At 41.5% G+C, this 24,233-nt stretch carries 16 protein-coding genes; 10 read left to right on the top strand and 6 right to left on the bottom strand.

The genetic code is table 11. The features are described 5' to 3' along the window. Positions 1–10: 10 nt before the first annotated feature. Genes IL356_RS16200 through IL356_RS16190 form a run of 3 tightly spaced genes read right to left on the bottom strand, consistent with a single transcriptional unit; the run spans position 11 to position 3,696 of the window. Entirely contained in the window at positions 11–1,030 is a 1,020-nt protein-coding gene (locus IL356_RS16200) for a polysaccharide deacetylase family protein (protein ID WP_205601252.1), read from the bottom strand. 18 nt (positions 1,031–1,048) lie between these two features. Then, positions 1,049–2,449, bottom strand: coding sequence for a PhoPQ-activated pathogenicity-related family protein (locus tag IL356_RS16195; protein WP_121849623.1), 1,401 nt, complete (start codon positions 2,447–2,449; stop codon positions 1,049–1,051). Further along, positions 2,446–3,696, bottom strand: a complete 1,251-nt coding sequence (locus tag IL356_RS16190; protein ID WP_121849622.1) for a hypothetical protein — start codon at positions 3,694–3,696, stop codon at positions 2,446–2,448. The genes IL356_RS16195 and IL356_RS16190 overlap by 4 nt, the downstream gene beginning before the upstream one ends. Positions 3,697–4,011: 315 nt before the next feature. Between IL356_RS16190 and IL356_RS16185 the strand changes: the two genes are divergently transcribed. The 5 genes from IL356_RS16185 (at position 4,012) to IL356_RS16165 (ending at position 12,422) form a co-directional block, all read left to right on the top strand. Next, entirely contained in the window at positions 4,012–4,956 is a 945-nt protein-coding gene (locus IL356_RS16185; RefSeq protein WP_121849621.1) for a PKD domain-containing protein, read from the top strand. Between the two features lie 51 nt (positions 4,957–5,007). After that, entirely contained in the window at positions 5,008–8,415 is a 3,408-nt protein-coding gene (locus IL356_RS16180) for a SusC/RagA family TonB-linked outer membrane protein (RefSeq protein WP_205601251.1), read from the top strand. 16 nt (positions 8,416–8,431) lie between these two features. Then, complete coding sequence (locus IL356_RS16175; protein WP_205601250.1) at positions 8,432–10,090, top strand: SusD/RagB family nutrient-binding outer membrane lipoprotein; 1,659 nt, start codon at positions 8,432–8,434, stop codon at positions 10,088–10,090. 138 nt (positions 10,091–10,228) lie between these two features. Beyond that, complete coding sequence (locus IL356_RS16170) at positions 10,229–11,125, top strand: dihydrodipicolinate synthase family protein (protein ID WP_121849619.1); 897 nt, start codon at positions 10,229–10,231, stop codon at positions 11,123–11,125. Positions 11,126–11,159: 34 nt separating this feature from the next. Further along, positions 11,160–12,422 (top strand): hypothetical protein, encoded by a 1,263-nt coding sequence (locus IL356_RS16165; RefSeq protein ID WP_121849618.1) that lies wholly within the window; start codon positions 11,160–11,162, stop codon positions 12,420–12,422. Between the two features lie 2 nt (positions 12,423–12,424). Here IL356_RS16165 and IL356_RS16160 read toward each other — a convergent pair whose 3' ends face one another. Then, positions 12,425–13,273 (bottom strand): AraC family transcriptional regulator, encoded by an 849-nt coding sequence (locus IL356_RS16160; protein ID WP_121849617.1) that lies wholly within the window; start codon positions 13,271–13,273, stop codon positions 12,425–12,427. A gap of 139 nt (positions 13,274–13,412) precedes the next feature. Here IL356_RS16160 and IL356_RS16155 point away from each other — a divergent pair, with 139 nt between their 5' ends. Genes IL356_RS16155 through IL356_RS16145 form a run of 3 tightly spaced genes read left to right on the top strand, consistent with a single transcriptional unit; the run spans position 13,413 to position 16,832 of the window. Next, positions 13,413–14,324: a dihydrodipicolinate synthase family protein gene (locus IL356_RS16155; protein WP_121849616.1), complete on the top strand. Its 912-nt coding sequence runs from the start codon at positions 13,413–13,415 to the stop codon at positions 14,322–14,324. Positions 14,325–14,335: 11 nt separating this feature from the next. Then, the gene (locus IL356_RS16150; protein WP_121849615.1) at positions 14,336–15,838 is read left to right on the top strand and encodes a sodium:solute symporter family transporter; all 1,503 of its coding nucleotides are present in this window, start codon (positions 14,336–14,338) and stop codon (positions 15,836–15,838) included. Further along, a complete protein-coding gene (locus IL356_RS16145) occupies positions 15,825–16,832 on the top strand; it encodes a Gfo/Idh/MocA family protein (RefSeq protein WP_121849614.1) in 1,008 nt (335 codons plus the stop codon). Before IL356_RS16150 ends, IL356_RS16145 begins: the two co-directional genes overlap by 14 nt. 12 nt (positions 16,833–16,844) lie before the next feature. Here IL356_RS16145 and IL356_RS16140 read toward each other — a convergent pair whose 3' ends face one another. Further along, positions 16,845–18,761, bottom strand: coding sequence for an FG-GAP repeat domain-containing protein (locus tag IL356_RS16140; protein ID WP_225621531.1), 1,917 nt, complete (start codon positions 18,759–18,761; stop codon positions 16,845–16,847). A 396-nt stretch (positions 18,762–19,157) separates the two neighbouring features. Here IL356_RS16140 and IL356_RS16135 point away from each other — a divergent pair, with 396 nt between their 5' ends. Together IL356_RS16135 and IL356_RS16130 are read left to right on the top strand one after the other, a co-directional pair. Next, positions 19,158–21,359, top strand: coding sequence for a hypothetical protein (locus IL356_RS16135; protein WP_162987919.1), 2,202 nt, complete (start codon positions 19,158–19,160; stop codon positions 21,357–21,359). A gap of 29 nt (positions 21,360–21,388) precedes the next feature. After that, positions 21,389–22,252, top strand: a complete 864-nt coding sequence (locus IL356_RS16130; protein WP_192466567.1) for a glycerophosphodiester phosphodiesterase family protein — start codon at positions 21,389–21,391, stop codon at positions 22,250–22,252. A gap of 5 nt (positions 22,253–22,257) precedes the next feature. Here the strand turns inward: IL356_RS16130 and IL356_RS16125 are convergent, their stop codons facing one another. Further along, complete coding sequence (locus IL356_RS16125; RefSeq protein ID WP_121849610.1) at positions 22,258–24,213, bottom strand: heavy metal translocating P-type ATPase; 1,956 nt, start codon at positions 24,211–24,213, stop codon at positions 22,258–22,260. Positions 24,214–24,233 lie beyond the last annotated feature (20 nt).

The raw sequence follows: 24,233 nt of genomic DNA, 5'->3' as shown, positions 1-24,233 counted from the left end.
TGGGTTTGATTTATTTCTTTGAGGTTTTAAACCTTTCCATGATTTCTAGCCAGTTGGTAAAGATGATTCCCTCTTTCTCAAAGAAATTGATTAATTGGGGGTCGGCGAACATTTCAGATTCCCATACTCTTTGTTGCCATGAGTTAGTGATACCTTTTAAATTTTCGGTCTGGACCGAAGGATGAAAAATGATTTCGGTGAGCCCGGGATTCAATGAGTTGACCAATTTTTTGAAATTATCGATTTTTTCTTCATAAGTCTTTGCGTTAGGTGCACTACTGAAGAAATCAAGTTTGGGCAATTGATATTCTTCTATCATTTTAACCACCGAATCATCTAAAGGATAACCTTCTTTTCTAAAACCTGCCAATACTTCCGGATTGGAAATGTCGATGACATTTGCCGGAATTTGATATTCCTGCGCGACTCTTAAAAAAACTTCTACATAACTGGGGTCGGCATATAAAGTACCCATATGGGTATCTATATGATCGGGTCGATGGCCCCAGGAGATGGACTGCTCTATTTGAGCTCGTACTTCTTTTTCGACTTCTTCCGCAGAGGCATGTTGAACTACTTGAATGACTTTGTGCCACATATGGTCGGTTTCGTCTAATAGTCCCGAAACCTCTTCTTTGGCAGTCACCGTACCCCATCGATGGGTTTTCCATTCGCTGGTAAGTGTGAGATGCAGGCCAATATCTGTTTTCGGATTTTCAATGGCCCAAGCAATAAACTCTTTGGCATTCGGGCACGGAACCATAACCGCTGCCGATTGAATATCGCCATCATCAAGTTGATTTTTTGCGGCGATATTGGCTTCAGGACACATACCAATGTCGTCGGCATGAAGAATAAGAACCTTTTTGCCTTTTGGCCAACCTAATTTTTCGGCCCAAGTCATAGTTTCTACATTGGCCTCATTTGACTGGGCCATGGCGACATTTTTATCTTTTTGTTCTTTGCACCCCCATAAAACGGAAGCGCTTAACATACCAAAGACCAGTGATTTATATAATGTGGTGCTCATAACTATACTATTAGAATTTTATAAAACTTCATCATCATCTGCCAGATACATTCGTGTACTTTTGGTATAAGTACCACCATTGATGTCTTTATATTCCAAATCGATATAAAAAGCCTTGAATCCCGTTTTTGGGTAATCAATTTCCTCGCTAACCTCACCATCATCATTTAACTTAATGGGCGTTGAACTCCATTCTTCATCCCTGAAATCACGGTCAGTTGAATCGGCTGTCCATAGAAAGGCATTGGTCAAATTATCGGTTGAAGAAGAGACCGATAAAGTAGCACTTTGCTCTTCGGTATCGATTTTATAATTCAGGTTGTCATATTTCTCTTTAGCCAAGGTTTGCGCCCAAAACCCGCTTAGCGATTTTAGGGCTTCTTCACCACCTCCTAAATTATGTCCGGCGTTCGGCGTATAATGAATATAGTTTTCTCCTGGTATATCGTTGATGTAGTGTTTAATGGCATCAACTGGCCAGTATTCGTCATTGGTGCCTATGAATATCAATTTTGGCATGGTCAGGTCTGCCCTATAAGAGTAGGGGTCTATCATTTGGGTAAGGGCTTGCCCATCGCCCGTGTTGACCGTTTGCGGAATTTCAAGTTTAATATAATCGTTGATTTGAACACTATACTCGTTCCAAGATTCTAAGTGGTAATCGAGGCTCACCGGCATGTTCAGTACATCGATTACCATAGGCGCAATGGCTTCTACACGTTTGTCACTGGCACCGGTCAACCAGGTAGTCCAGCCACGTTTGGAGGCACCCGAAACCGTAAATCTTGAGACTTTCTTCTTAAGCTTTTCTTGACTAAACTCCTGTACTGCATCCATAGCCCGTACGGCGCTCTTTACCATCGGAAAGAGCAGGGGCCAGGTATAATCTTTGTCGTTCTTAAAATTATGTAGGGTAAACGAAATCAATTGGTCTTCTACCAAGTCGCCTTCGTAGAGTGGTTGCATGGGTACCTGTCTGACTATGGCGGTTATAGCCTTGTTCTTCATTGCCATCAAAGCCATAGGCTCCGTTTCACTACCCTCTTTATCCATATTCTTCCATTTGGGTTCTCCATCCTTCAGGTGACCTCCTGTGATAAATAAAAGCGAGCCATCGAATTCAATATTTTCCGGCACAAAAATCGTTAATTGATGTTTCCATGTGTGCTCCCTCCATTTCTGGGAAGTCAAAAGCAAGTCATATGCTTTTACTCCTTGCAGATCAAAACTATCCTTTAAAACCCAAGAAAATGTTTCATCCCCATTTTCTAAATAGCTTTTGAGGGCGTTTTCAGGAGTAACTTCCGCTACCGTTTCTGCTTCCGCGACAGCATCTTTTTTACTCTCTTTACAAGAGTTGATCAGGCCTACACATACAAGGCAGACCAGCCAGAAAGGTGTATTTAAAATCTTTTTCATTCGTTGTTTTGTTTCTGAGGTTTATTGCTATTTTTTATTAAATCAAGTGCTTCATTGACGAAAATATCCCCTGTCATTTCACCAAGACTGGTTCGCGATACATATTGGTACCTTTCAAAACTGTTAAAGTCTTCTTTCGTCAAAATATACCCAAAGGCATCATTCGTCAGACCCAACAAAAAGGTATGTCGGGTGGGCATTTTTCTTTTTAGATAATAACCTATATTGGGCAAAGCTTCACCAGGAATGGTAATCATTTGGGCCGTTCCGAGGTTGATGAGGTTGACGTTGGTGGTCACATATTGCCCATCACCAGAACCCAAGGCTAAAGGCGAATTGGTAAGAATGTATTGCATCATTTCCGATTCTACCGGAAATTGTACTTTTTTAGATGCTATAAAAAGGTCAGGTTGTGTCTGTAATGTTGCTCCCTCTAAAATCCGTAAGGCCTCATCGGCCAATAAATGCCCAATACGTTTACACTCTTCCCAATCATTGACTTCTTTGCCATCTTTCAAACGGTTATCAGCAGTAACCATTCCGCCCTGTGCGCCGTTCATAAAAATTGACATTCCACCGGTTAGTTCTTCGATACGTTTGTTCAGTGGGCCAATGAGGTCTGGGCTCATAATACCTCTTTTGTTTCCAATGACTTCTGGGTGAATGGCGTAGTTTATAAGAGTTGCCAGTATCTTTCCTTTATTTTCTCCTTTAGAGTGTATAGCTTGAATAATTCCGCATCTAGGGTCGTAAAGGTCAGGCGCATAATAGTTATATGATATTTTGCCATTCACTTTCTCATGGCCGATTTTTAGATGAACAGGTTTTAAGTTTTCAAGTGCTTCGTTTATAGCCTCTGCCATTTGTGAAGCACACCAGTCTAGATATTCTAAATCTGCGCTGTGTTCACCATTCTCATCGGGGAAAGCGTAGGCGTCAGGGGCGCTATGAGTATGCGTGGCACCTATCAAGATGTTGTCTGCCGGTATCTGGCTAACAAGTTGTCTTGTTTTATTGCCGAGTGCGGCAGGCCAACCAAGGTTGTCAACGGAAACGATGGCCACTTTAATGTCATTTTTAGCTAGAACCAACGCTCTTACATACAAATCTCCTTTCTTTTCGGTTGTGGCTAGTGCTTTGCCTACGCCCCCCGAAACAGCTATAAGAGGTTCGGGCGTAATCTTTCGTTTAGAGGCACCGGCCATTAAATCTTGAGACCATGAATAGGCCTGGGTCGCAATGCACATGATTAGGACCAACAACAGCCGGTAATTTAAATTTAAAAATTGCTTAACCTTCATTTAAATGTTAAAACATCGATTAAAATGTTAAAATTTAGTATAGGGTGATAATTCTTCATTTTGTAAAAATATGTTTAATAAAATAATTGAATAGATAAGATATTATCAATAATCAACAAAATATTTGCAATTGTTTCAAAGCTAAAAATATAGTTTTGGAGCAGGTATTAGAGAATAATTAACAGTTCTGGATTTTCAGCCCAATCTTCCCTCGATTATAATAACCAACTATCCGCTTGATGAAAATGAAAACTTTTTACCATGAAAAAACTAGCTTATAAATCAATTTATCTAGCTGCTTTGTCCGCTCTTTTTTTCGTGGGTGGATGTGAGACCGATGTCAATACGAACCAAGAGCCTATATCGTTTTCTGCCGATATCTTTAGTTCGGTAAAAGGCAAGAAAGTGGCCTTTCAGGGTTTGACCAATAATGCCGTTAGCTGGTCATGGAATTTTGGTGATGGAGCCTCTAGCAATCAACAAAACCCAGTTCACGTATATTCAGATTCGGGCTACTATACGGCAACTTTAACGGCGACCGATGAAGCGGGAACAACTATTACCAAAGAGGTTCAATTAGCACTTGATATTACCCCGTATGTGCTCTTAACGGGTGGCGCTACTGATGAAGACGGTAAAACTTGGAGACTTTCTAGCGCTCATTCCGATAGCGATTATTTTGGCAATGCAGATGCCGAACTTACCCCATTTGATGGTGCGCCCAATCCATTGCCGGCCGGCATTTTTGGTGCAGGCCTAGGTATGGCAGAAGTATACGAAGATGAATTTACTTTTTATTTCGACGGAAGGTATGAGATGGATCTCAAGGCCGACAATGCGGCGTTCAGTGGTCTGGTTTATCAATTCGTAGCGGATGGGGGAGCCAGCGTGGTCAATGATGGTGGTGCCGATTTCGGTTTGTGTACTGCTAGTTTTTCGCCTGATAACAATGCTACTTTTAGCTATACCGAGGACTCCGTTTTTACGGTTTCTTCAGTCTATGGCGGAACCGTCTCTTTTGAAGGTGTCAGTTCTCTCGATTTTTCCGAATCGGCGTACGTAGGGCTTTTAGATTTTGAGCGGAAAGTTATGATTCAGGAAATCAATGACAATACGATGCGCTTGGTCATGTTTTTGGCAGCTTCTCCTGACTTTATAGGTGTGAATACGAACGCCGTCATCTTGACATTTGAGGTGGTGCCGTAAAAATTTTAAACCATTCCAACTTTATATACAACCAATTCTAGTATCACTATTATGGAAGATTTTTATAAAAAGAATAGGTCACCGTTTTCACAAGGCCGTACATGGCTGTTTCGAATAGTGACGTTAACGGTTTTTCTGTGTGTAGGTGAAATCATGGCTCAGACCGTAACGGGAGCCGTCTCTTCCGCAGAAGATGGTATGCCGCTTCCCGGGGTGACCATTATGGAAAAAGGAACCAATAATGGAGTAACCACTGATTTCGACGGACTTTACAGCATAACCATTCAGTCTGAAAACCCAGTTTTGGAGTTTTCGTACCTCGGATTTGTTTCTCAGGAGGTCGCAGTTTCTGGTAGTTCTACCATTAATGTTTCCTTGGAGACCAATACTGAGGCATTGGATGAGGTAGTAGTAACGGCTTTGGGCATCAAGAGAGAAGATAAATCATTGGGTTATTCCGTAGAGAATGTAGCAGGCGAAGAACTCACCAGAGTGGCCCAAGAAAATGTTTTGAATTCGCTTTCAGGTAAAGTGGCGGGGGTTACTTTAAATAATACTGGCGGCACCGGCTCTTCCGTCAGCATGGTAATCAGGGGGGCCATATCCTTAAGTTCCGATAACCAACCTTTGTTTGTAATCGATGGGGTTCCCGTTGCCAATAGCCTTAATAATATCGGTGGCTTTGGTGATAGAAACCCTGTCGATTATGGTAACGCCATATCCGATTTGGATCCTCAGAGCATTGAGGACGTCTCTATTCTCAAGGGGCCCAGTGCTGCCGCATTATACGGGTCTCGAGCAGGTAACGGGGTCGTGTTGATTACGACGAAAAAAGCGGTCAAAGGTCAGCGAATGAAAGTAAATTTTACATCGAATACCGTTTTCGACATTCCCTATAGATATATTGATACCCAGTCACGTTACGCTTCAGGTTATTTCTCTTACTCAGATGCTTCCGAAGGGGGCAATATTATGCCCGATGTTCTTAACTCGGGTGGTAACGGAGGTCCTGAACTGGATCGCGGTTATTTTGCCGTACAGTGGAATTCCCCTTTAGATGCCAATGGTGTTCCTATTCCCACCGAATTAAAAGGCTATCCCAACAATGTAAAAGAATTTGTTCGAAACGGTATTACTACTACCAATAGTCTTACCGTGAGCAGTAGCAACGAAGTTTTGAATTATCGTTTGGGAGTAACTGCAATGGACAATACCGGGGTTGTTCCCAATTCAGATTTGCAGCGAAATAGTTTCTCTTTATCGGCTTCCTCGAACATGAGCCAGAAATTGACGGTCAGTACCAACGTGAATGTTGTGCACAGTTACGCCGATAATAGACCAGCTTCCAACAGAGGTACGAATCCGCTTCAGGCCGCCTATAGCATTCCTGCTAACGTTAATATACTTGATATCAAAGACTACAAGCTACCGGGAACCGATATCTATAATTTTTCAGCTAATTATGAAAACCCATGGTTCTTGGCCAATGAGGTCAACAATAGCTATTCCCGCTTTCGGGTTTACGGTAATGTGGCCTTGGATTGGAATGCCTTTCCTGGTTTTAACCTTCGCACTAGCTATAACCTGAACAGTTTCAGCCAAACCCAAGAAACTAAAATGGCTCCGGGCTATACCCGTGAAAATAATAACGGAACCTATGGTATCGCAGAAAGTGAAGGCATGGAGACCAATGTTGACTTCTTGGCTTCGTACACCAAAGATTGGAACAAGTTTGACGTGACCGTATCTGCAGGGGGCAATTTAATGTACCAGCGGAATAGAGGTTTGAGCAATTCCGCTTTTTCAAGGGCCGGCCTCATCGTTCCTAATTTGTTTACCGTTGATAATATAGCGCCTACTTCTTTGAACTATTCCAGTTTTACTTCCGAAAGGGCAATTAACAGTGTTTATGCCTTGGCCAACATTGGAGTTTACGATATGCTTTATTTAGATGTTACGGCCCGTAACGACTGGTCAAGTACTCTACCGGTCGATAATCGATCGTATTTCTACCCCTCTGCTTCTTTAAGCTTTTTGGTGAGCGAGTTAGTGACTATACCAAAGGTCGACTTATTGAAACTGCGCGGTGGTTGGGCCCGTGTGGGTAACGATACAAGTCCGTATCAATTGGGCGCTTATTTCAATAATTCCGGTCAATGGGACAATGCCGTTCTCTACAGCGCGCAAGGTGGCTTAAATACACCTGATTTAGAACCTGAGGAAGCTACTTCCCAAGAGTTTGGGTTGGATTTGGCGATGTTTGGAAATCGCTTACGATTTGAGGGTACTTACTATACCGTAGAGAACAAAAATCAGATAGTACCTAACATACCGATACCCGGTTCTTCAGGCTATAACAGCGTTAGCATCAACGCTGGGGTCTTAGAGAGCAAAGGTTTTGAATTGGCCTTGGGCTTTACTCCCGTGCAGAGGGATGATTGGAATTGGGATTTAAATGTGAATTATACCACCAATGAATCTAAAATTCTCGCTCTCGCCGATGGTGTCGATTATATAGAATTCTGGAGTGAGAACAAAAGTGTCTCGCGCGGTTATGTGGCCAACCCCGCAACTGGGGAAGATGGTTTGGTAGGTAATATTTATTCCCCGATGATTAGAAGGGTAACCGATGAGAATTCACCCTATTACAACTACCCTTTATTGGGTCAAGGCGAAGATGCCGAATGGTTGGCAACTGAAGAAAGGGTGAAGGTAGGCAACTATAACCCTGATTTTGTGATGGGCCTTCAATCCAGTCTTTCTTATAAGAATTTTACTTTGAACCTTACTTTTGACTGGCGTTCAGGAGGGCAATACATGTCGCAAACATCCCGATATCTGGTCGAAGATGGCTATGGTCAAACATTGATAGACAATTTGGTCAATCCAGGTATATCTGAATTAGGGCCTGAAATGAAACAATGGGTACTCGATAATGCCGACAGATTGATTTATGGTGAAAACTTTCTTTCCATCGGTGGCCCGCCTGGTGATGGTGGTCTGGCCGAGAGCCTTGGTGGTAGAGTGGTTTACGATGGTATTTTCAATGCCGGTGTGGTCGGAACCCATGATGAGAACGGTAACTTTATTCTTGATTATGAAAATTTGGGTGACGTAGGAACCAATGTCATACCGTTTTCGGTCGGTAACCCTTGGGAGTTTGGTACCCCTCACATGTTCGATGCAGATTATATCAAGCTTCGAGAGATTGCTTTTGGTTACAACATCCCCTCAAAACATTTAGATAGAATAGGTATTGAAGATTTGAATGTTTCGCTCTATAGCAGAAATATCATGCTATGGACAAAAGATTCAGATTTCGGCATTGACCCTGAAAGAGCTTTTCAGGCTGAAACTGGCAGGGACAATCGAGGAACCCAGTTCAAACAGGGTATAGAAAGGTATAACGTAGAACCTTGGTTGGTTCCGATAGGAATCAAAATTGGCCTCACTTTTTAATTGATAAAACTTCACGATGATGTACAGAATAGCGAATAAGGTGGTCATGGGCATGGTAGGCATATGTGCTCTTATTTCATGCCACGGTCTTGAAGAACTGAACGAAAACCCCAATCAAATAGGGTCTGAGAATGTTGATCCCAATCTTTTGCTGCCGACGGTAATCAACGGGGTCGGTAAAAATGTGGTCAACCTTGGCTTTGGCGATATGGCCGGCGTTATGCAACACACACAAAAAGATGGCTGGTCAAGTGGGCACAATGCTTATGACTGGAGCAATGATTCGCATAGTTGGAATGGGTATTACAGCCTGCTTACGAATAATAAAACTATGATTGAAAAGGCGGAAGAGGAAAGTTTGGATTTTCATCATGGGGTAGGCTTGATAATGAAGTCTTACCTGTTCGGAATGATTGCGGATCTCTGGGGTGATGCCCCCTATACAAATGCGCTGAGAGGCGATGAAGGGGCAGAATTTTTTGATGCTGAATTTGATGCCCAACAGACGATTTATCAAGGAATACATTCCGATTTAAAGAAGGCTAATTTATTACTGAGTAATAGTCAAGACAGTTATTTCAGTATTCAGGCTGATCAAGATATTCTGTTTGGCGGTGATGTCGCCAAATGGCGAAAGTTTGCCAATTCATTGCTGCTGCGGTATTACATGCGCCTCTCTGAAAAGGAACCTGCCGTCGCAAGACAAGGTATTGAATTGATAGTTTCTCAGCCGCAGACCTATCCTCTGATTTTACAGGCTGCCGATGATGCCAATATGCCCTACATTGGTAATACTACGAACGATGCTTGGCCGACGAATACCAAATTTGATGCGGATCCCCAAGGTTCATACTTTAGGGTCAAGATGGCCAAAACCTTGGTCGATTTACTTCAAGATTTAGAGGACCCTAGGTTGGGTGTTTGGGCCAACTCAATAGATGTACCCTTAGTTTTAGATGAGGGTGCGCCCGACGGTACCGATTATGTTGATGAAGAGGGAAAGAGACACGTCTCGCAAGATATAGTGGATGCCTATGAAAACACAGTGGGCTTTCCCGTAGACTTTGATAGTTTGTACGTTGGTTTGCCAACGGCCTTGACTTTTGGAGCCTCTTATAATTTGAGTGAAGATGTCAATCAAGGTACGTTGAACCTTCATGTATCGCAACTGAACGATATTTATAAAGAAGCTAGTGGCCCTTTGCTTCAATCGAGACTTATGTCTGCATCGGAGGTCAATTTTATATTGGCGGAAGCCGTAACAAAAGGTTGGATTAGCGGTAGCGCTGAATCTTATTACAATGAAGGTGTCAAGCAATCGTTCGCTGCTTGGCAAATTGATGGGGCTTACGACGACTACATTTCAGGAGAGGCGACTTATGGTGGGGAAGATGATATCATTATTCAAAAGTGGATAGCAAGTTGGTCTGCGGCGACCGAGGCTTGGTTCGATTATAGACGTACCGGCCTGCCAGAATTGACAACGGGGCCAGCTTCAAAAAGAGCGGCGTTGCCCTTAAGGTTTTATTACCATATTGACGAAATCGATAACAACCAAAACTCTGCCCAGGCAATTGATCGGTTAGAACCTACTGAGTTTAAGGGTGATGATGCAAGTAATAACAGTGCATGGTCAAAATTTTGGTTACTACAAGGTACTGGCGAACCCTACTGATTATGAATTGGTTAGGGTGTTTTCGATATAGTGTAAAATTGCCCTTTATGGTTAAGATATAATGTGTTTCCTATAAAATTGTGGTAGTGTGCAAGCCTACTTTGGTCTTACTTTGGCCAAACACTAATCAAGCTTACTATGAAATATCCACTAAGAGGGGTTATTCCCCCGATGGTTACTCCCTTATTGGAAAACCTGCAACTCGATGTTGAAAGTCTCGAGAAACTGATAATGCATTTGTTGAATGGTGGGGTACACGGTATTTTTCTGTTAGGTACCAATGGCGAAGGGCCGAGTTTAGATTATGAGGTAAGAAAACAGCTAATTACCGAGTCTTGTAGAATAATTGCTGGGCGCGTACCGGTTTTGGTCGGTATAACCGATACCTCTTTTTCTGCAGTTATCGAAATGGCCGAACACGCCAAGAAGGAGGGTGCCGATTACCTAGTGTTGGCTCCGCCTTACTATTTTCCTATCTCACAAAGTGAAATGGTCGAATATCTTGAAAAGATAATTCCGCAGGTCGAATTGCCCGTGATCGTTTACGATATTCCTGTATGTACCAAACTCCATCTGTCTTTAGAAACGATTAAAAGTGCCAAAGAAATGGGCGCTTTTGGGGTTAAGGATAGCTCGGGCGACCTTGGCGCCTTGTATACGCTTATAGATGCCTTTAAAAATGAGCAGTTCTCGATTATTGCAGGGGCCGAACTTTTTATGTCAGATGTGCTGATGCATGGCGGACACGGCGTAGTGGCCGGTGGAGCCAATATTTTTCCTAAGCTGTTCGTAGAGCTCTATGAGGCTTCCATCAATAAAGACTTTGATAGTATTACGCTTTTGCGCCAACAAGTGCTTCAACTGCAAAATGAAATTTACGAGATTGACGATTCCCCAACCAAAAGTATTAGGGCCATTAAAAGTGCGCTCTCGCTGATGGACATTTGTTCGGATCACATGGTTCCTCCCTTAAGCGGATTCTGTCCTGAAAAAAAGAAAATTCTCGAGCAGCGTTTGAAGCAATTTGCGATTTAATATTTCCAGGGAACGGACCTAAGTGAAAACAACAATGAAGAATCATAACCTTATTTCCATACTATTTGTGGCCATTTCATTGGCTGTTGCCTGGGCTATTCGTGGTCAGTTTGGCCATGAGCAGGGTGCGGCTTGGGCAGGTGCAATTGGTGGTTCTGCTTTGGTTATAGCTTCAGGTCGTAGGGATTGGTACCAAAAAATGTTGGTGATTGCTTTGGCATCAGCTGTCGGATGGGGTGCGGGCGGTATGATCAGTTATGGTCAGGTAGTTGGCTATGGTCGGTCCGATGACTTTTTCAATGCTTATTACGGCTTGGTCATGCTCTTCGTTATCGGTGGGCTCTTCGGATTATTAGGTGGCGGACTTGTGGGATTGGTTTTGGATTCTACCAAAGAAAAACGTGTCAAATGGGGAAGTTTGATGGCCGAGATGACCGCCGGAGGAATTTTAACCTATTATTTTCTTGTTGAACAAATAGGTTTTAAGATGACACCGCCACGTTCAGAGGCTTGGGCGGTTATTCTGGGAGCCGGTTTGGCCATGATTTGGCATATGGCTCGTGAGGGTCGAAATTCTCCCTTGCGGGTGGCCTTTTTTGCTACATTGGGTGGCGGACTAGGTTTTTCGTTCGGTAATTTTCTTCATGTAGTCGGAAATGTAATGGAGATTCCTTTTAACATGTGGAATGTTATGGAATACTGCATTGGTTTTATGGGAGGTATGGGAATGGCCTACGGAGTTTTTACCTCAAAATGGCCAGAGCAAGAAGCTGGGCATGATAAGTTATGGGTCAACAAGTCGGCGCTCGTTTTTATAGTCGTTTTTATACCCCTGATTGTTTTTAGGGAGTCTCTTGCTTTTGGGCATATGCTAAAACGGTTGGGAGATATTGCCAATGCTGAAAAAGTGGCAAGTATAAGTACCTCGGTAGCGGCAATACTTCTACTAATTATGTCTTTATGGCTGTTTTATAAATTGAAATTTCAAGGGTACAACAAGGTAAAAGCCGGCTGGTTCATGTTTAGCTTGTTGCTAGTATACACCCTAATGAGCTATTTGGTAACGGGCATTTTGGCGGGTAATTCACCTATTAATCAACATCTCTACCTAGCCAATATCATTTTCCTTTTCTTTTTATATCAAAAGAAACTAAAACTTATCGATAGTGGTTCGTTAGAAAAACTTCCTCAAAAATGGGGGGTGGTAATTTTAACGACATTACTTTTTCTAGCCCTTTGTGCATTTATTGCCATTAATACCCATGGCGAATTGCCAGGATCTAATAATCGTTTCTGAAGCTATCGAAAATTCTTTCTGTAATCAGATGGTGTTTTTCCCATGCTTGCCTTGAAGTAGTGGTTAAAGTTGGCCAGGTTGTTATATCCACTTTCAAAACAGATTTGCGTGATTTGTTTATCAGTTTCGGCCAACAGCTTGGCAGCGATACCTACACGCACGTTTTTTACATACTCCATAAAAGTAAGGCCGGTCTTCTTTTTAAAGAAACGACAAAATGAGCTCGGCGCCATATTGAGAACATCGGCGGCATCTTCTAATTTTATGCCTTCCTGTATATTCTGAAATACGTATTCGTAGACCTTATTGACCTTCTCAATGTTTTTTGAGAATACAGAAGATTTGTTCATAGGGTTGGCCAGAATTTCACGCTCCTCAACCTTCAAGAGGTAACTGAAAACCTTCAATAGTCCTATAAAATAATCCAAGCCTTCGCTAGTAGAAAGCTCTCTTAAGGCCTCATGAATTTCTTGGTCATTTTCGGTCTTGAAGCGTACGCCTCGATTGGCCACCTTTAGTAGATTGACTACTTTTTCCAATTCCGGAATCTTGAAAAAGTTAGAATCCGCCACATTTTCCGAAAAGTGTGTAACGATGCAGGTAGCAGCTTGATCTTTTTCTGAATCTAGCAATTCCCAACAATGGGGTAGTTCAGGGCCAAGTAAAACCAAGTCGCCCTTTTCAAAGTTAGATATGTTGTCGCCCACTATTCTCCTGCCTTCGCCGGAGGTGATATAATTAAGTTCAAAGTTCTTATGCGAGTGAATTCTGGCGTTTGAAGACAGGGGAAGTTCCCTCGAAATGAAAGAATGGTTATTAGGAACGTATATTTTCTCGAAAACGAATTCCATATATAAACATATTTAACTCTTCTTATCAATATTACATAATTATTTCGAAATAGGGGTTAATATTATATATGATTTGTGTAAAATAATTGTGGTAGGAATATTCTTTATCGATTTTCTTTGTAAGACGTAAAATTGATATATGAAATTACACTTAAGGGGTATAATTCCTCCTATGGTAACCCCTTTAAAAGCTGATGGAAGCTTAGATGAAGAAGGGCTAAAAAACCTGATAGAACATCTAATAAATGGTGGGGTACACGGCATATTTTTATTGGGTACCAATGGTGAGGCGACAAGTCTGACCCATGATATGAGAAAGAACCTGATATCAAAAGCATGCCACTATATTGACAACAGGGTGCCCGTATTGGTAGGCATATCAGATACCGTATTAGAAGATTGTATAACCATGAGCGATTATGCAAAACAATGTGGCGCAGATGCTGTAGTTGTGGCACCGCCATATTACCTACCCATTTCGGAAGAAGAATTTCTCGATTTCATGCTGGAGTTGGTACCCCGATTATCACTACCATTCGTATTGTATAACATGCCCAGTTGTACTAAATTACATCTATCGGTCGATACGGTGGAGAAAATCAAAAGTCTAGGAGCTATAGGGATCAAAGATAGTTCCGGTAATCTAGGATACCTTCATGAATTAATTGAACGGTTTAAAGAGTCTCCCGATTTTGCAATTATTGCAGGCACCGAGTCTTTCTTATCGAGTAACATACTTCACGGTGGGCATGGCGCTGTTGCAGGTGGGGCTAATTTTTTTCCTAAATTATTCGTCGATCTTTATAATGCATCCATCAATGGTGAACTGTTGATGATCGAACAGTTGAACGAAGAGGTCAATAGGCTTTACGAAACTATCTATAATGTAGGTGCCCATAGTTCAAAAATTACAAAAGGCACCAAATGCGCCTTGGCGGTCATGAATATTTGTGAAGATCATATGGCACTACCATTAAAAAAGTTTAACGAAATTGAACGACATAAAATAGAGACTTACGTACAGCAGTTTCAACAGACCTTGGCAACTTAAATACACATAAAATGAATTATCAGCTTGGTACGGTAGACACCATTATTCTTGTTATTTACGGATTAATAATGGTGGGTATGGGTATCTATTTTCTACGAAAGACCAAAACCTCTGAAGAGTTCATGGTGGCTGGTATGGGCATACCTTCTTGGGCAGCGGGCATTGCGGTCATGAGCGCCTATACCAGTAGTATTTCGTACATCGCCGTTCCCGGAAAGGCCTTTGATGATAATTGGCATCCCTTGATATTTGCGCTTACTGCCTTGCCGGTGGCTTGGTTCGTCACCAAATATGTGATTCCGCACTACCGAAAGCACAAAATTATCTCGGTCTATAAATATTTAGAGGAGAAAATAGGGGATTGGGGCAGGGTGTACGCCTCTTTCTCTTTCGTTCTTTTTATGGTCGGTAGAACGGCGGTCATACTTTACCTTTCTTCTCTGTTGCTGACCTCGTTTGTCGATTTAGATATCAGAACGATTATTGTTTTAATTGGGGTTTTGACTATAGCCTACACCCTTATGGGTGGCATGGAAGCTGTTATTTGGACAGATGTTTTACAGTCGGTAATAATGATCGGAGGCCTTCTTTTTAGTGCCTACGTGTTAACCACCGAAGTATTTTCACAACCTGATTATCTTATTCAAAAAGCGTTCGACGACAATAAGTTTAGTCTCGGTGATAGTTCGTTCTCATTCGAGAGTAGAACTATTTGGGTGATGATTATTTATGGAGTTACGGAAAATATTAGAAACCTAATGGCCGACCAGAACTACACTCAAAAATATAGCGCGGTAGCAACGGAGGCCAAAGCAAAGCGTTCGGTTTGGATCGCTATGTTCATCTATTTGCCATTGACCGCTATTTTTCTCTACATAGGTACTACCATGTTTGCCTTTTATTCAGGAGGAGGTCATTTGTTAGATCCATCCATCACTAAAGGCGATGAGGTTTTTCCATTTTTCATAGCTACTGAACTTCCGGTAGGTCTCAAAGGATTGATTATTGCGGCGATTTTGGCAGCCTCTATGAGTACCGTTGATTCCGCTTTAAATTCATCGGCAACCGTCTTGTACCTAGATTATTTTAAAAGATATTTTAAGCCGAATGCTTCTGAAAAGGCAAGTATCGGATTTTTGCGATGGACGACCGTTGTATGGGGTGTGCTGGGTGTCGTTTTTAGCCTGCTATTAATCAATGCCGAAAGTGCTTTGGACATCTGGTGGCAGATTTCAGGAATTTTTGGAGGGGGCATTTTAGGGCTCTTTCTATTGGCCATTTTCAATGTACGGCCTAAGTTTTGGCAAGGGATCGCCTCTGTTTTGTTTAGTGTGCTTATCATTGTTTGGGGTACCTTTTTTAGAGATTTACCAACCTCGTATAAATGGCTGGAGTGCTCTATCGACCCCATCATCATTGGTGCTATCGCCACTGCCGGGCTTATTGCATTAGCTTTGATTTTTGTAGGTTTGAACCGACTGAACCATAATTCCCCCAAAATTGAAACAGAATGAAAATAAGGCTCTGAAATGGGGCGTGCTAGGTGCCGCTACCATTGCGATTGATCAAATAATACCAGCTTTGCTCGAAAGTGAAATCTGTGATCTTACGGCAATAGCTTCCCGTGATTTCTTGAAGGCCAAAGGGATTGCCAATCAATTTCATATACCCACTTATTTTGATAGTTACGAAAAACTTCTTGAATCTAATGATGTCGAAGCCGTCTACATTCCTTTACCGAATCATTTACACGTAAAATGGGCCATATTGGCTTTGAAAAAGGGTAAGCATGTGCTTATTGAAAAGCCTATCGGAATGACCGCTTTTGAAACTGATGAGCTTATTCAGGCATCAAAAGAGTTTACTCATTTAAAGGTCATGGAAGCTTTTATGTACAGGTTCCATCCGCAGTGGAAGCGGGTTCTAAATCTTCTTGGCGAAGGGGCTATTGGTGAGGTTCGATTGGTAGAATCTTCATTTTCATTTTTTGAGGATGACCCTAACAGTATTGTGAGCAGCAAAGAATGCGGTGGTGGTAGTCTGATGGATGTAGGGTGTTATCCTGTTTCGATAGCTCGTTTGATTTTTGGTGCAGAACCCATCAGTGTTATGGCAAATATGGATGTCGACACCCATTTAGATGTGGATTTAAGTACGAGTGGAATTTTAGAATTTGAACATGGGCGAGCCATTATTTACTCATCTATCCGGCAGTTTGAGAATCAAACGGTCAAAATTAGCGGTACGGAAGGAAAGATTGTGGTCGACGTACCCTTTAATCCATCGAAAGATGAACCAAGCAAATTGACCATTACAAGAAATCAGGGCAGCGCTGATTTATTCGTGGGTCCTTGCCACCAATATTTAGTTCAGGTAGAATCTTTTGCAAGGGCAGTTATAGATAATAAAGAAGTGCCAGTGTCTCTCTATGATTCTTTACGTAATATGAAGGTGATTGACGCTTTGAAAGAGAGTCATGAACAGCAGCGGAAGATTATATTGGAGTAGATTGCCATATTTTTAATCATTTTTCCAATAGTAGAAATAACCATCCTCGGCACCTAGCAGCAAATCGGGCTTTTGACCTCCATCCCAATTGACTAGGGTAGGGTCGGTCGAATGCCCTGCCAATTTTAAATCTGATAGGTCACCGTGAAATTTTAGATCGACCCTATCATTTTCTTGGCCCACATTTTCCCAAAGGGCTGCATTGATACCATTGACCAAAATATCGATATCGCCATCATTGTCCCAATCTCCGAAAGCTAATTTGCGTCGGCCACTGCTTCCATATTTTTTTTCGTTTAGCTGTATCGGGCCGTTATTCTGGTTGACAAGATTATTTTTGCGGTCAAAAGTGCCATTGACCGAATGAAAGATTCGTTTTCCGGGTTTCAATATTAGTTCGCCATCTTTTTTGTAGCGTTCAAAAAAGCTAAGGTACCCCTCAGTATCAAGCATTATCAGGTCGGTAAGCCCATCTTGGTTCCAATCGATGGCCGTTGGGGTAGTTCGCCATTGGGTGGCTAAACTATTGGGTAATGGATCCCACCAATACCAATCGGGTTTTGGGGTCTGGCTGCCCCAATTAACTTGTACGTGTTTTTCCTCTGATAATTTGGGCTTGCTTTGACTACCGATGTTTTTATACCATACCACTTTGCCCCATATAGAATTGACAATAAGGTCTTTCAATCCATCTCCATCCCAATCTTGAACTGAAAGAGTAGTGTAACCCCATTTAGCTTCGCAGGGCCCTTGAATGGAACCATTTTCTCCTGCCTGAATTCGTATAATTTCATTGTTGGACTCCAAAAGTCTTGGTGCCGCCCATTTCGGTGTATGGCCTCCGTCTAGATTTTCAATGAAAGCTATATAGCCTGCCGAGTTGCCACATATGAGATCTTCATCACCATCATTGTCCCAATCTGTACTAAAAGGTGATACCAAAGCGCCGAATTTTAGATGTTTTGCTTTCTGCTTAAAGTACTTGGGACTGTTAAAAACCGGCATGTGATTTTCAATTTTACCTGTATTTTCAACCCATGCTACCCGGCCATCTTCGTCACCTACAATAAGGTCAATATCCCCATCCTTATCCCAATCAATGGAAACAGGAAGAATCATTTCTAGATCCATAGTAATAACACCTTCGGTATTTTTTAAAAATTTACCTTCGGCATAAACTGGTTCTTCTCTTGTTCCGATATTTTCGAACCAGGTAAACCTATCTAAAAACTCTCCACAGATAATGTCGAGATCGCCATCATTATCATAATCATCAAAGTTGGGCGATGGTGCGCCATACACATCGATGGGCTTGCCACCTGCCATAATTTTATCTTTCAATTGGTAGGTGCCATCTCTGTTTTCAATTAAGTAAACATAACCGTGAAGGGGGCCGTTGGTCCACTCTCCTTTGTCATTAAAAGCATTGTCCCATCCGTAATCTTCACCATCTTGTATACCAACAACAATGTCGAGGTCACCGTCATTCTCGTAATCAACATATTTCCATTGATTGAAACGTATTTTATTGTGAAGCTTTTCGAAGGTATCGCTAGGGAAAAGCGAATCAGGTTGATTGGTAAAAGCGGATTTAAAATTCGTAAATTCCTTACCGGGCTCTAAAAACCTAGGTTCGCCATTAACATAAGATACTTGAACATGTCTGATAGGCTCATTTATTTTCACGGGCGGTTCAAAAGTCGGGAAAGCGCTACCGCTTTTATTTTCGAATAAGAAAAGACCATTGAAAGGTACATCGTTGCATGAAACCAGTAAATCCATATCCCCATCATTATCATAATCCATAGGTAACGGATTGGCCCATAAACCTACACCCAAATCTACCTCTAGCCCCGGATTGTTATAAAGTAACCTTTCAAATTTTGGTGAGGGACTCTCCATTTCTTTAGATGGTCTGGTTTTGGCCAAATAAAGTAAGATGAGGCAAATACTTAAAAGCGTTAGGGGCCGAGTGAGTGTAAGTGTCATGATTGATTTAATGGTAAAAAGTAAATATAAAGAAAGGTCTTTTGGTAACACTACACATTTTTGATCTATTCTAATGGAAAATTAACTTTTAAACATAGCGAGTTCTTTGAGTTAAGAGTTGAGTATCTATGATTTTAAGTAACCAATATCCGTTGAGATGATATAAATAATCAGATTAATAGGAGTTTTGGCGGTGCGAGGGAAGATTAATCCCATTTATATCTTGATGCTGACATTTTGCTAAGTTGTCAATATTCTATCTGTTTTTAATAAGAATGATGAAATCGCATTTGTGATGACTAAGTATTTTTATCCCTAACCAAACAACCATTCAAAATGTCAAAGTTTTTACTCTTCATGATGCTCTTAATGGCCGCAACTGGTCATTCACAACAATATTTGGATCAACCCTTTCTGCAGGATCAGGCAAAAAAATATATCCTGAACGACAGTTTAAAAGAGGAAGTGTTAATTAAAGTCGCTGCTGATCGCAACGGTTTGATTCAAGTGTTGGGCGATTCAGGACTTTTGCTGCCGTTCGAAAAATCATTGGTGAAAGATCAGCGGTACCGACCTTTGATCGATATGAATATTTTGGATTTGCAAGAAGCAAACGGCAAGCTATACTATTTATCAAGCAAAGAGGTTTTTACCAATGCTGCTGGCGGTACTTTTTATTTTGACCATGAAATGAATGAACCCAAATTGTTCGCTCTCGGTCAAAATGAAACCGTATTGGTAGTCTCTAAAAATCAATTGAAGATTTTTGAAAGCAAAGAAGTTATATGGGAACACCCTTTAAACGATATTTCAGTAAAAGAACTTTTATTTGATGCTAACCACAATAGATTTCTACTATTAACATCAAGTGCACTTTATGAAGTGCCATTGTCAAACTTAAGCTTCGAAAAAATCTTTGACGGCGAGACAATGAACACAATGACCTTTTTCAAGAATTCAATTTTGGTAGGTACTGATAATGGTGTAGTTGAACTTTCGGGAAGCCCTCTGAAAGTAATGAAGATTCAGTATGAACTGCCCAGTAATCATATAACCGCTTTGAAAGTAATAAATGATGAATTGTGGTACGGGTCGACTAATGGAGCATTTAAGTTACGTGCAGATGGAAAGTATGATTACTATGCATCTAAAAGATGGTTGGTCGATGATGAGGTATTGACATTAACCGAAGGTCCTGAAAACAGCGTACTGGTTTTGACTAGGGGTGGTTTATCGCAAATTATATTTCATCAAATGACTTTGGAGGAGAAGGCCAATTACTTTCAAAAAATACAAAGGGAAAGGCATTTACGGTACGGCCTTACCGCTAATTTATCTTTCCGGGAACCGGGAAATATTGCTACCGGTTATTTTAATGATAGCGATAATGACGGTCTTTGGACCTCGATGTATTTGGCAGGCGAGCTATTTCGATATGCCGTGACCAAAAGTGAAGACGCGAAATTAAATGCTTATGACGCTTTCGAAGCGATGGAGAGGTTGACAGATATTACCCCTATGCATGGTTTTCCGGCTCGTTCCTATGAGCGTGATGGTTATGAGGTAGGTTTACATGCCAACGGATTTTCTGAGGAGTGGTATCAAAAACATGTGAAGGACAACGGCCGTATCTGGCGATTGACGGATGATGAGAAATGGCGATGGAAGTCGACTACAAGTAGTGATGAGTCTTGTGGGCACTTCTTCGTTTATGCCCTATTTGCCGAATTGGCACCGGATAAAGAATGGCGAGATAGGGCTATTCATCAGATAAAGATTCAGACAGACCATATTATGGAAAATGATTGGTATTTGGTCGATTGGAATGGAGAGCCCACAGCATGGGGCCGATGGAACCCCAAATACGTAAACCAGTTTCCTATTAATGTGGGTGATAGAAGGCTAAACTCTACTCTTATTCTCGCATTTTTACAAACGGCATACCATTTTACAAAAGACGAAAAATATAAAAAAGCGGCTAATAAACTGATTAAGAGGCATGGTTATGATGAGAATGCCAACCGCCCAGCTTCGGTTATTGGTTTCGTTGAAGGAGAAGACTTAAGCAATAAATGGAACCACTCCGATGACGAAATGTACTTTTTGACCATACCGGCCTTTGTGAAATATTCGTTTGAAGAAGCCCAAAAAGCAAAACATTTAGAGGCAGTTAAAAGCCATTGGGAAATAGAAAGGTCGGAGAAAAACCCCCTTTGGAATTATTTGTTTGCCCTTTCGGGAGGAACTCAAATAGACTTTGAAGAGTCGGCATGGTGGCTTAGGGAGTTTCCGATGGATTTAATCGATTGGTCGGTGGATAATAGTCATCGAACAGACTTGAAAAAAATAGAACCTAATTTTAGAGGACAGACCTATTCAGAAGTACTTCCGCCCGATGAAAGGCCTTTGCACAAACACAACGGTGCCTATAGAAACAACGGAAATGGTGGAGGTAAAAGAGAATACGCTCCCTATATCTATTTGCTACCTTACTGGGCAGGGCGGTATGTTGAAGCCATTAGTGCCCCTCAAAACTAGAATTGAAAATGAGATCAGCTAATAAAAAAATGCTACTAAATTTGATACGATATTTCTTATTATTGGTCACACTCATTGCTGTGGCTTGCAAGAGTGCGCCACAAGCCAACTCATTAAAGAACATTCAAGCCGAATTTCAAGATTCGGCCTCCAATAAGGTTTTAGTTGCGGCCCATAGGGGAGCACATCTTGATAATTTTGAAAACTCCATAGCCTCGACCCTTAAATGTATAGAATTAGGTGTTGATATTGTTGAGGTCGATGTTAGAACCACCAAAGACGGTCATTTGGTATTGATGCACGATTCAAGTGTTGACCGAACTACTAATGGCAGTGGAAAGGTTGAAGATTTGACCTTGAAACAAATTCGAAGCCTACGCCTGAAAGACCCCAGTGGTAAACTAAGCAAAGAAACGGTGCCCACCTTTGAAGAGTTTTTACGAGTAACGAAGGGCAAGATAATGGTCGATATTGATATGAAAACCGATAATGTAGAGGGGATAGTCAGTGCCTTAAAAACAACGGGTACTTTGGATGAAGTTTTCTATTTCGATAACGATTACCACCAATTGAACAGGGTAAAAGAGTTACATGCCACAGCCCAGATTATGCCACGGGCCTATAGTTTGCAGATGGTCGATTCGGCAATAACCCAATTCTCGCCACCTGTTGTACATATAGATGATAAATTCTATACGCAGGAAGTGGTTGACTTTATAGAAAAGAAGCAATCGAGGGTTTGGATCAATACGTTAGGAGATTTAGATAAGGAAATAGCTAAGGGTAATGGATTGGTAGCTATAAAAGAAGCTGTTCAATACGGTGCCAATATCATACAAACTGATGAACCGGAAAAACTTTTACAACTCTTACAAGAAAACGGACTTAGATAACTTAATTAATCGTCCCAATTCATTCGTTGTAATCTAACGGCGTTCAAAATTGCCAAAAGTGCGACACCCACATCGGCAAAAACGGCTTCCCACATAGTCGCCAATCCTCCGGCGCCTAAAGCCAATACCAAGGCTTTGACCCCAAAGGCAAGAAAGATGTTTTGCCAAACGATTTTTCGGGTCGATTTGCCAATTTCAATAGCCTGTGCAATTTTCGAGGGTTGGTCGGTCTGGATGATTACATCTGCTGTTTCTATGGCCACATCGCTTCCCAATCCGCCCATGGCCATACCTACATCACTGGCGGCAAGAACCGGGGCATCATTAATACCATCACCAACAAAAATGGTCTTTAGGTTTTGATGGGTCTTTAATTCTTCAATAGCCTTTAACTTGTCTTCGGGTAGCAATTCGGCTTTTGCCCAGTCAACTTCTAATTCATTGGCCACTTTTTGCGTAATGGAATTTTTATCTCCAGAGAGAATTCCGATTTGGGAAATACCACTCTTTCTTATCTTTAGAATAGCACTTTGTGAATCTGCTTTTAATTCATCGGCAAGTGTTATGTATCCAGCAAATTGTTGGTCTATTGCTACCAAAACCAAAGTTTCAACAATATCTTCGGTGTTGAGGTTTAATTTGATTTTACGCTCTTTAAACAGTTCTTTGTTCCCAACAAGAACATGTTTGTCTTCTATGGTTCCTGCTAGGCCCTTTCCAGCTATTTCTTCGACATCCTTTACATCGGTAAATTTTATATTAGAGGGATATTCGTTTATCGCTTTTGCAATGGGGTGGGTCGATTGGGCTTCGAGCCCCTTGATGTAGGCTATCAATTTATCCTTTTCTATCAATATTGGCTTTATTTCCTTCACCTTGAAAACACCTTTTGTGAGTGTACCTGTCTTGTCAAGTACTACGGCATTGGTTTTCGTGATGGCATCTAGATAGGAAGCACCCTTAAAAAGAATACCGTTTCTTGATGCGGCCCCCAATCCACCAAAGTATCCCAAAGGAATTGAAATGACCAAAGCACAGGGGCATGATATGACAAGAAATATGAGAGCACGATAAAACCATTCTTCAAAAACATAATTCTCAACAATTACGTAGGGCAAAAAGGTGAGCGCTACCGCCAAAAAGGCGATGATTGGGGTGTAGACTCGGGCAAACTTTCTAATAAATAATTCCGTTTTAGACTTTCGTGCAGTTGCATTTTGAACTAGGTCAAGAATGCGGGAAATGGAGCTATTCTTATATTCTTCTGTAGACTCCATTTCAATGACCTGGTTTAAATTGATACTTCCGGCATAGAGTTTTTCGCCTTTGTCAATATTTCGTGGTGTACTCTCTCCTGTAATGGCAGCGGTATTGACCGTTGCTCTTGATGAGAGCAATCGACCATCCAACGGAATTTTTTCACCTACCCGAACCTGAATTTTTTCGCCAATAGCCACTACTTCTGGGTTGATGGAAGTAAACCCTCCGTTTCTGTACACCAATGCCTCTTTGGGTCGCACATCTAATAATGACTGAATATTGCCCCGGGCTTTTTTGACCGCGGCTTCCTGAAACAATTCTCCGACTGAATAAAATAACATTACCGCCACACCTTCTGGGTATTCCTTAAGAGCAAAAGCACCTATGGTAGCGATTGACATGAGTGAGAACTCGGTAAAAAGTTCACCTTTTGCGATATTTCTCCACGCAGATTTTAATACCGGCCAGCCAACAGGTACGTAGGCTATTAAATACCATATGAACTTTAACCAGCCTGAGAAAAAAGACAGCTGAAAATAATCTAATAATATGCCCATAATAAGCAAGGCGAAACTGAATAGGGCAGGGGCGTAGATCTTCCATCTATTTTTATCGGACTTGTCGTTGAGGGTATGACAGCCATCGTGCGAACAGCATGAACTGTCATTTGAGAGGTTACTTTCGGAATTTGCAATTTTCATAGGGTTGCAAGTACTTAAAA

Source organism: Euzebyella marina (assembly GCF_014855515.1).
In the GTDB taxonomy this organism is placed as follows: Bacteria; Bacteroidota; Bacteroidia; order Flavobacteriales; family Flavobacteriaceae; genus Euzebyella; species Euzebyella marina.
This window is presented reverse-complemented; position numbering and strand designations above follow the sequence as displayed.

What these genes read in the sequence shown, in the direction of transcription:
- IL356_RS16195 (WP_121849623.1), bottom strand. Translation starts at nt 2,449, where the DNA reads ATGAAAAAGATTTTAAATACACCTTTCTGGCTGGTCTGCCTTGTATGT.
- IL356_RS16185 (WP_121849621.1), top strand. Translation starts at nt 4,012, where the DNA reads ATGAAAAAACTAGCTTATAAATCAATTTATCTAGCTGCTTTGTCCGCT.
- IL356_RS16125 (WP_121849610.1), bottom strand. Translation starts at nt 24,213, where the DNA reads ATGAAAATTGCAAATTCCGAAAGTAACCTCTCAAATGACAGTTCATGC.
- IL356_RS16165 (WP_121849618.1), top strand. Translation starts at nt 11,160, where the DNA reads ATGAAGAATCATAACCTTATTTCCATACTATTTGTGGCCATTTCATTG.
- IL356_RS16180 (WP_205601251.1), top strand. Translation starts at nt 5,008, where the DNA reads ATGGAAGATTTTTATAAAAAGAATAGGTCACCGTTTTCACAAGGCCGT.
- IL356_RS16170 (WP_121849619.1), top strand. Translation starts at nt 10,229, where the DNA reads ATGAAATATCCACTAAGAGGGGTTATTCCCCCGATGGTTACTCCCTTA.
- IL356_RS16130 (WP_192466567.1), top strand. Translation starts at nt 21,389, where the DNA reads ATGCTACTAAATTTGATACGATATTTCTTATTATTGGTCACACTCATT.
- IL356_RS16155 (WP_121849616.1), top strand. Translation starts at nt 13,413, where the DNA reads ATGAAATTACACTTAAGGGGTATAATTCCTCCTATGGTAACCCCTTTA.
- IL356_RS16175 (WP_205601250.1), top strand. Translation starts at nt 8,432, where the DNA reads ATGATGTACAGAATAGCGAATAAGGTGGTCATGGGCATGGTAGGCATA.
- IL356_RS16200 (WP_205601252.1), bottom strand. Translation starts at nt 1,030, where the DNA reads ATGAGCACCACATTATATAAATCACTGGTCTTTGGTATGTTAAGCGCT.
- IL356_RS16160 (WP_121849617.1), bottom strand. Translation starts at nt 13,273, where the DNA reads ATGGAATTCGTTTTCGAGAAAATATACGTTCCTAATAACCATTCTTTC.
- IL356_RS16150 (WP_121849615.1), top strand. Translation starts at nt 14,336, where the DNA reads ATGAATTATCAGCTTGGTACGGTAGACACCATTATTCTTGTTATTTAC.
- IL356_RS16190 (WP_121849622.1), bottom strand. Translation starts at nt 3,696, where the DNA reads ATGTGCATTGCGACCCAGGCCTATTCATGGTCTCAAGATTTAATGGCC.
- IL356_RS16135 (WP_162987919.1), top strand. Translation starts at nt 19,158, where the DNA reads ATGTCAAAGTTTTTACTCTTCATGATGCTCTTAATGGCCGCAACTGGT.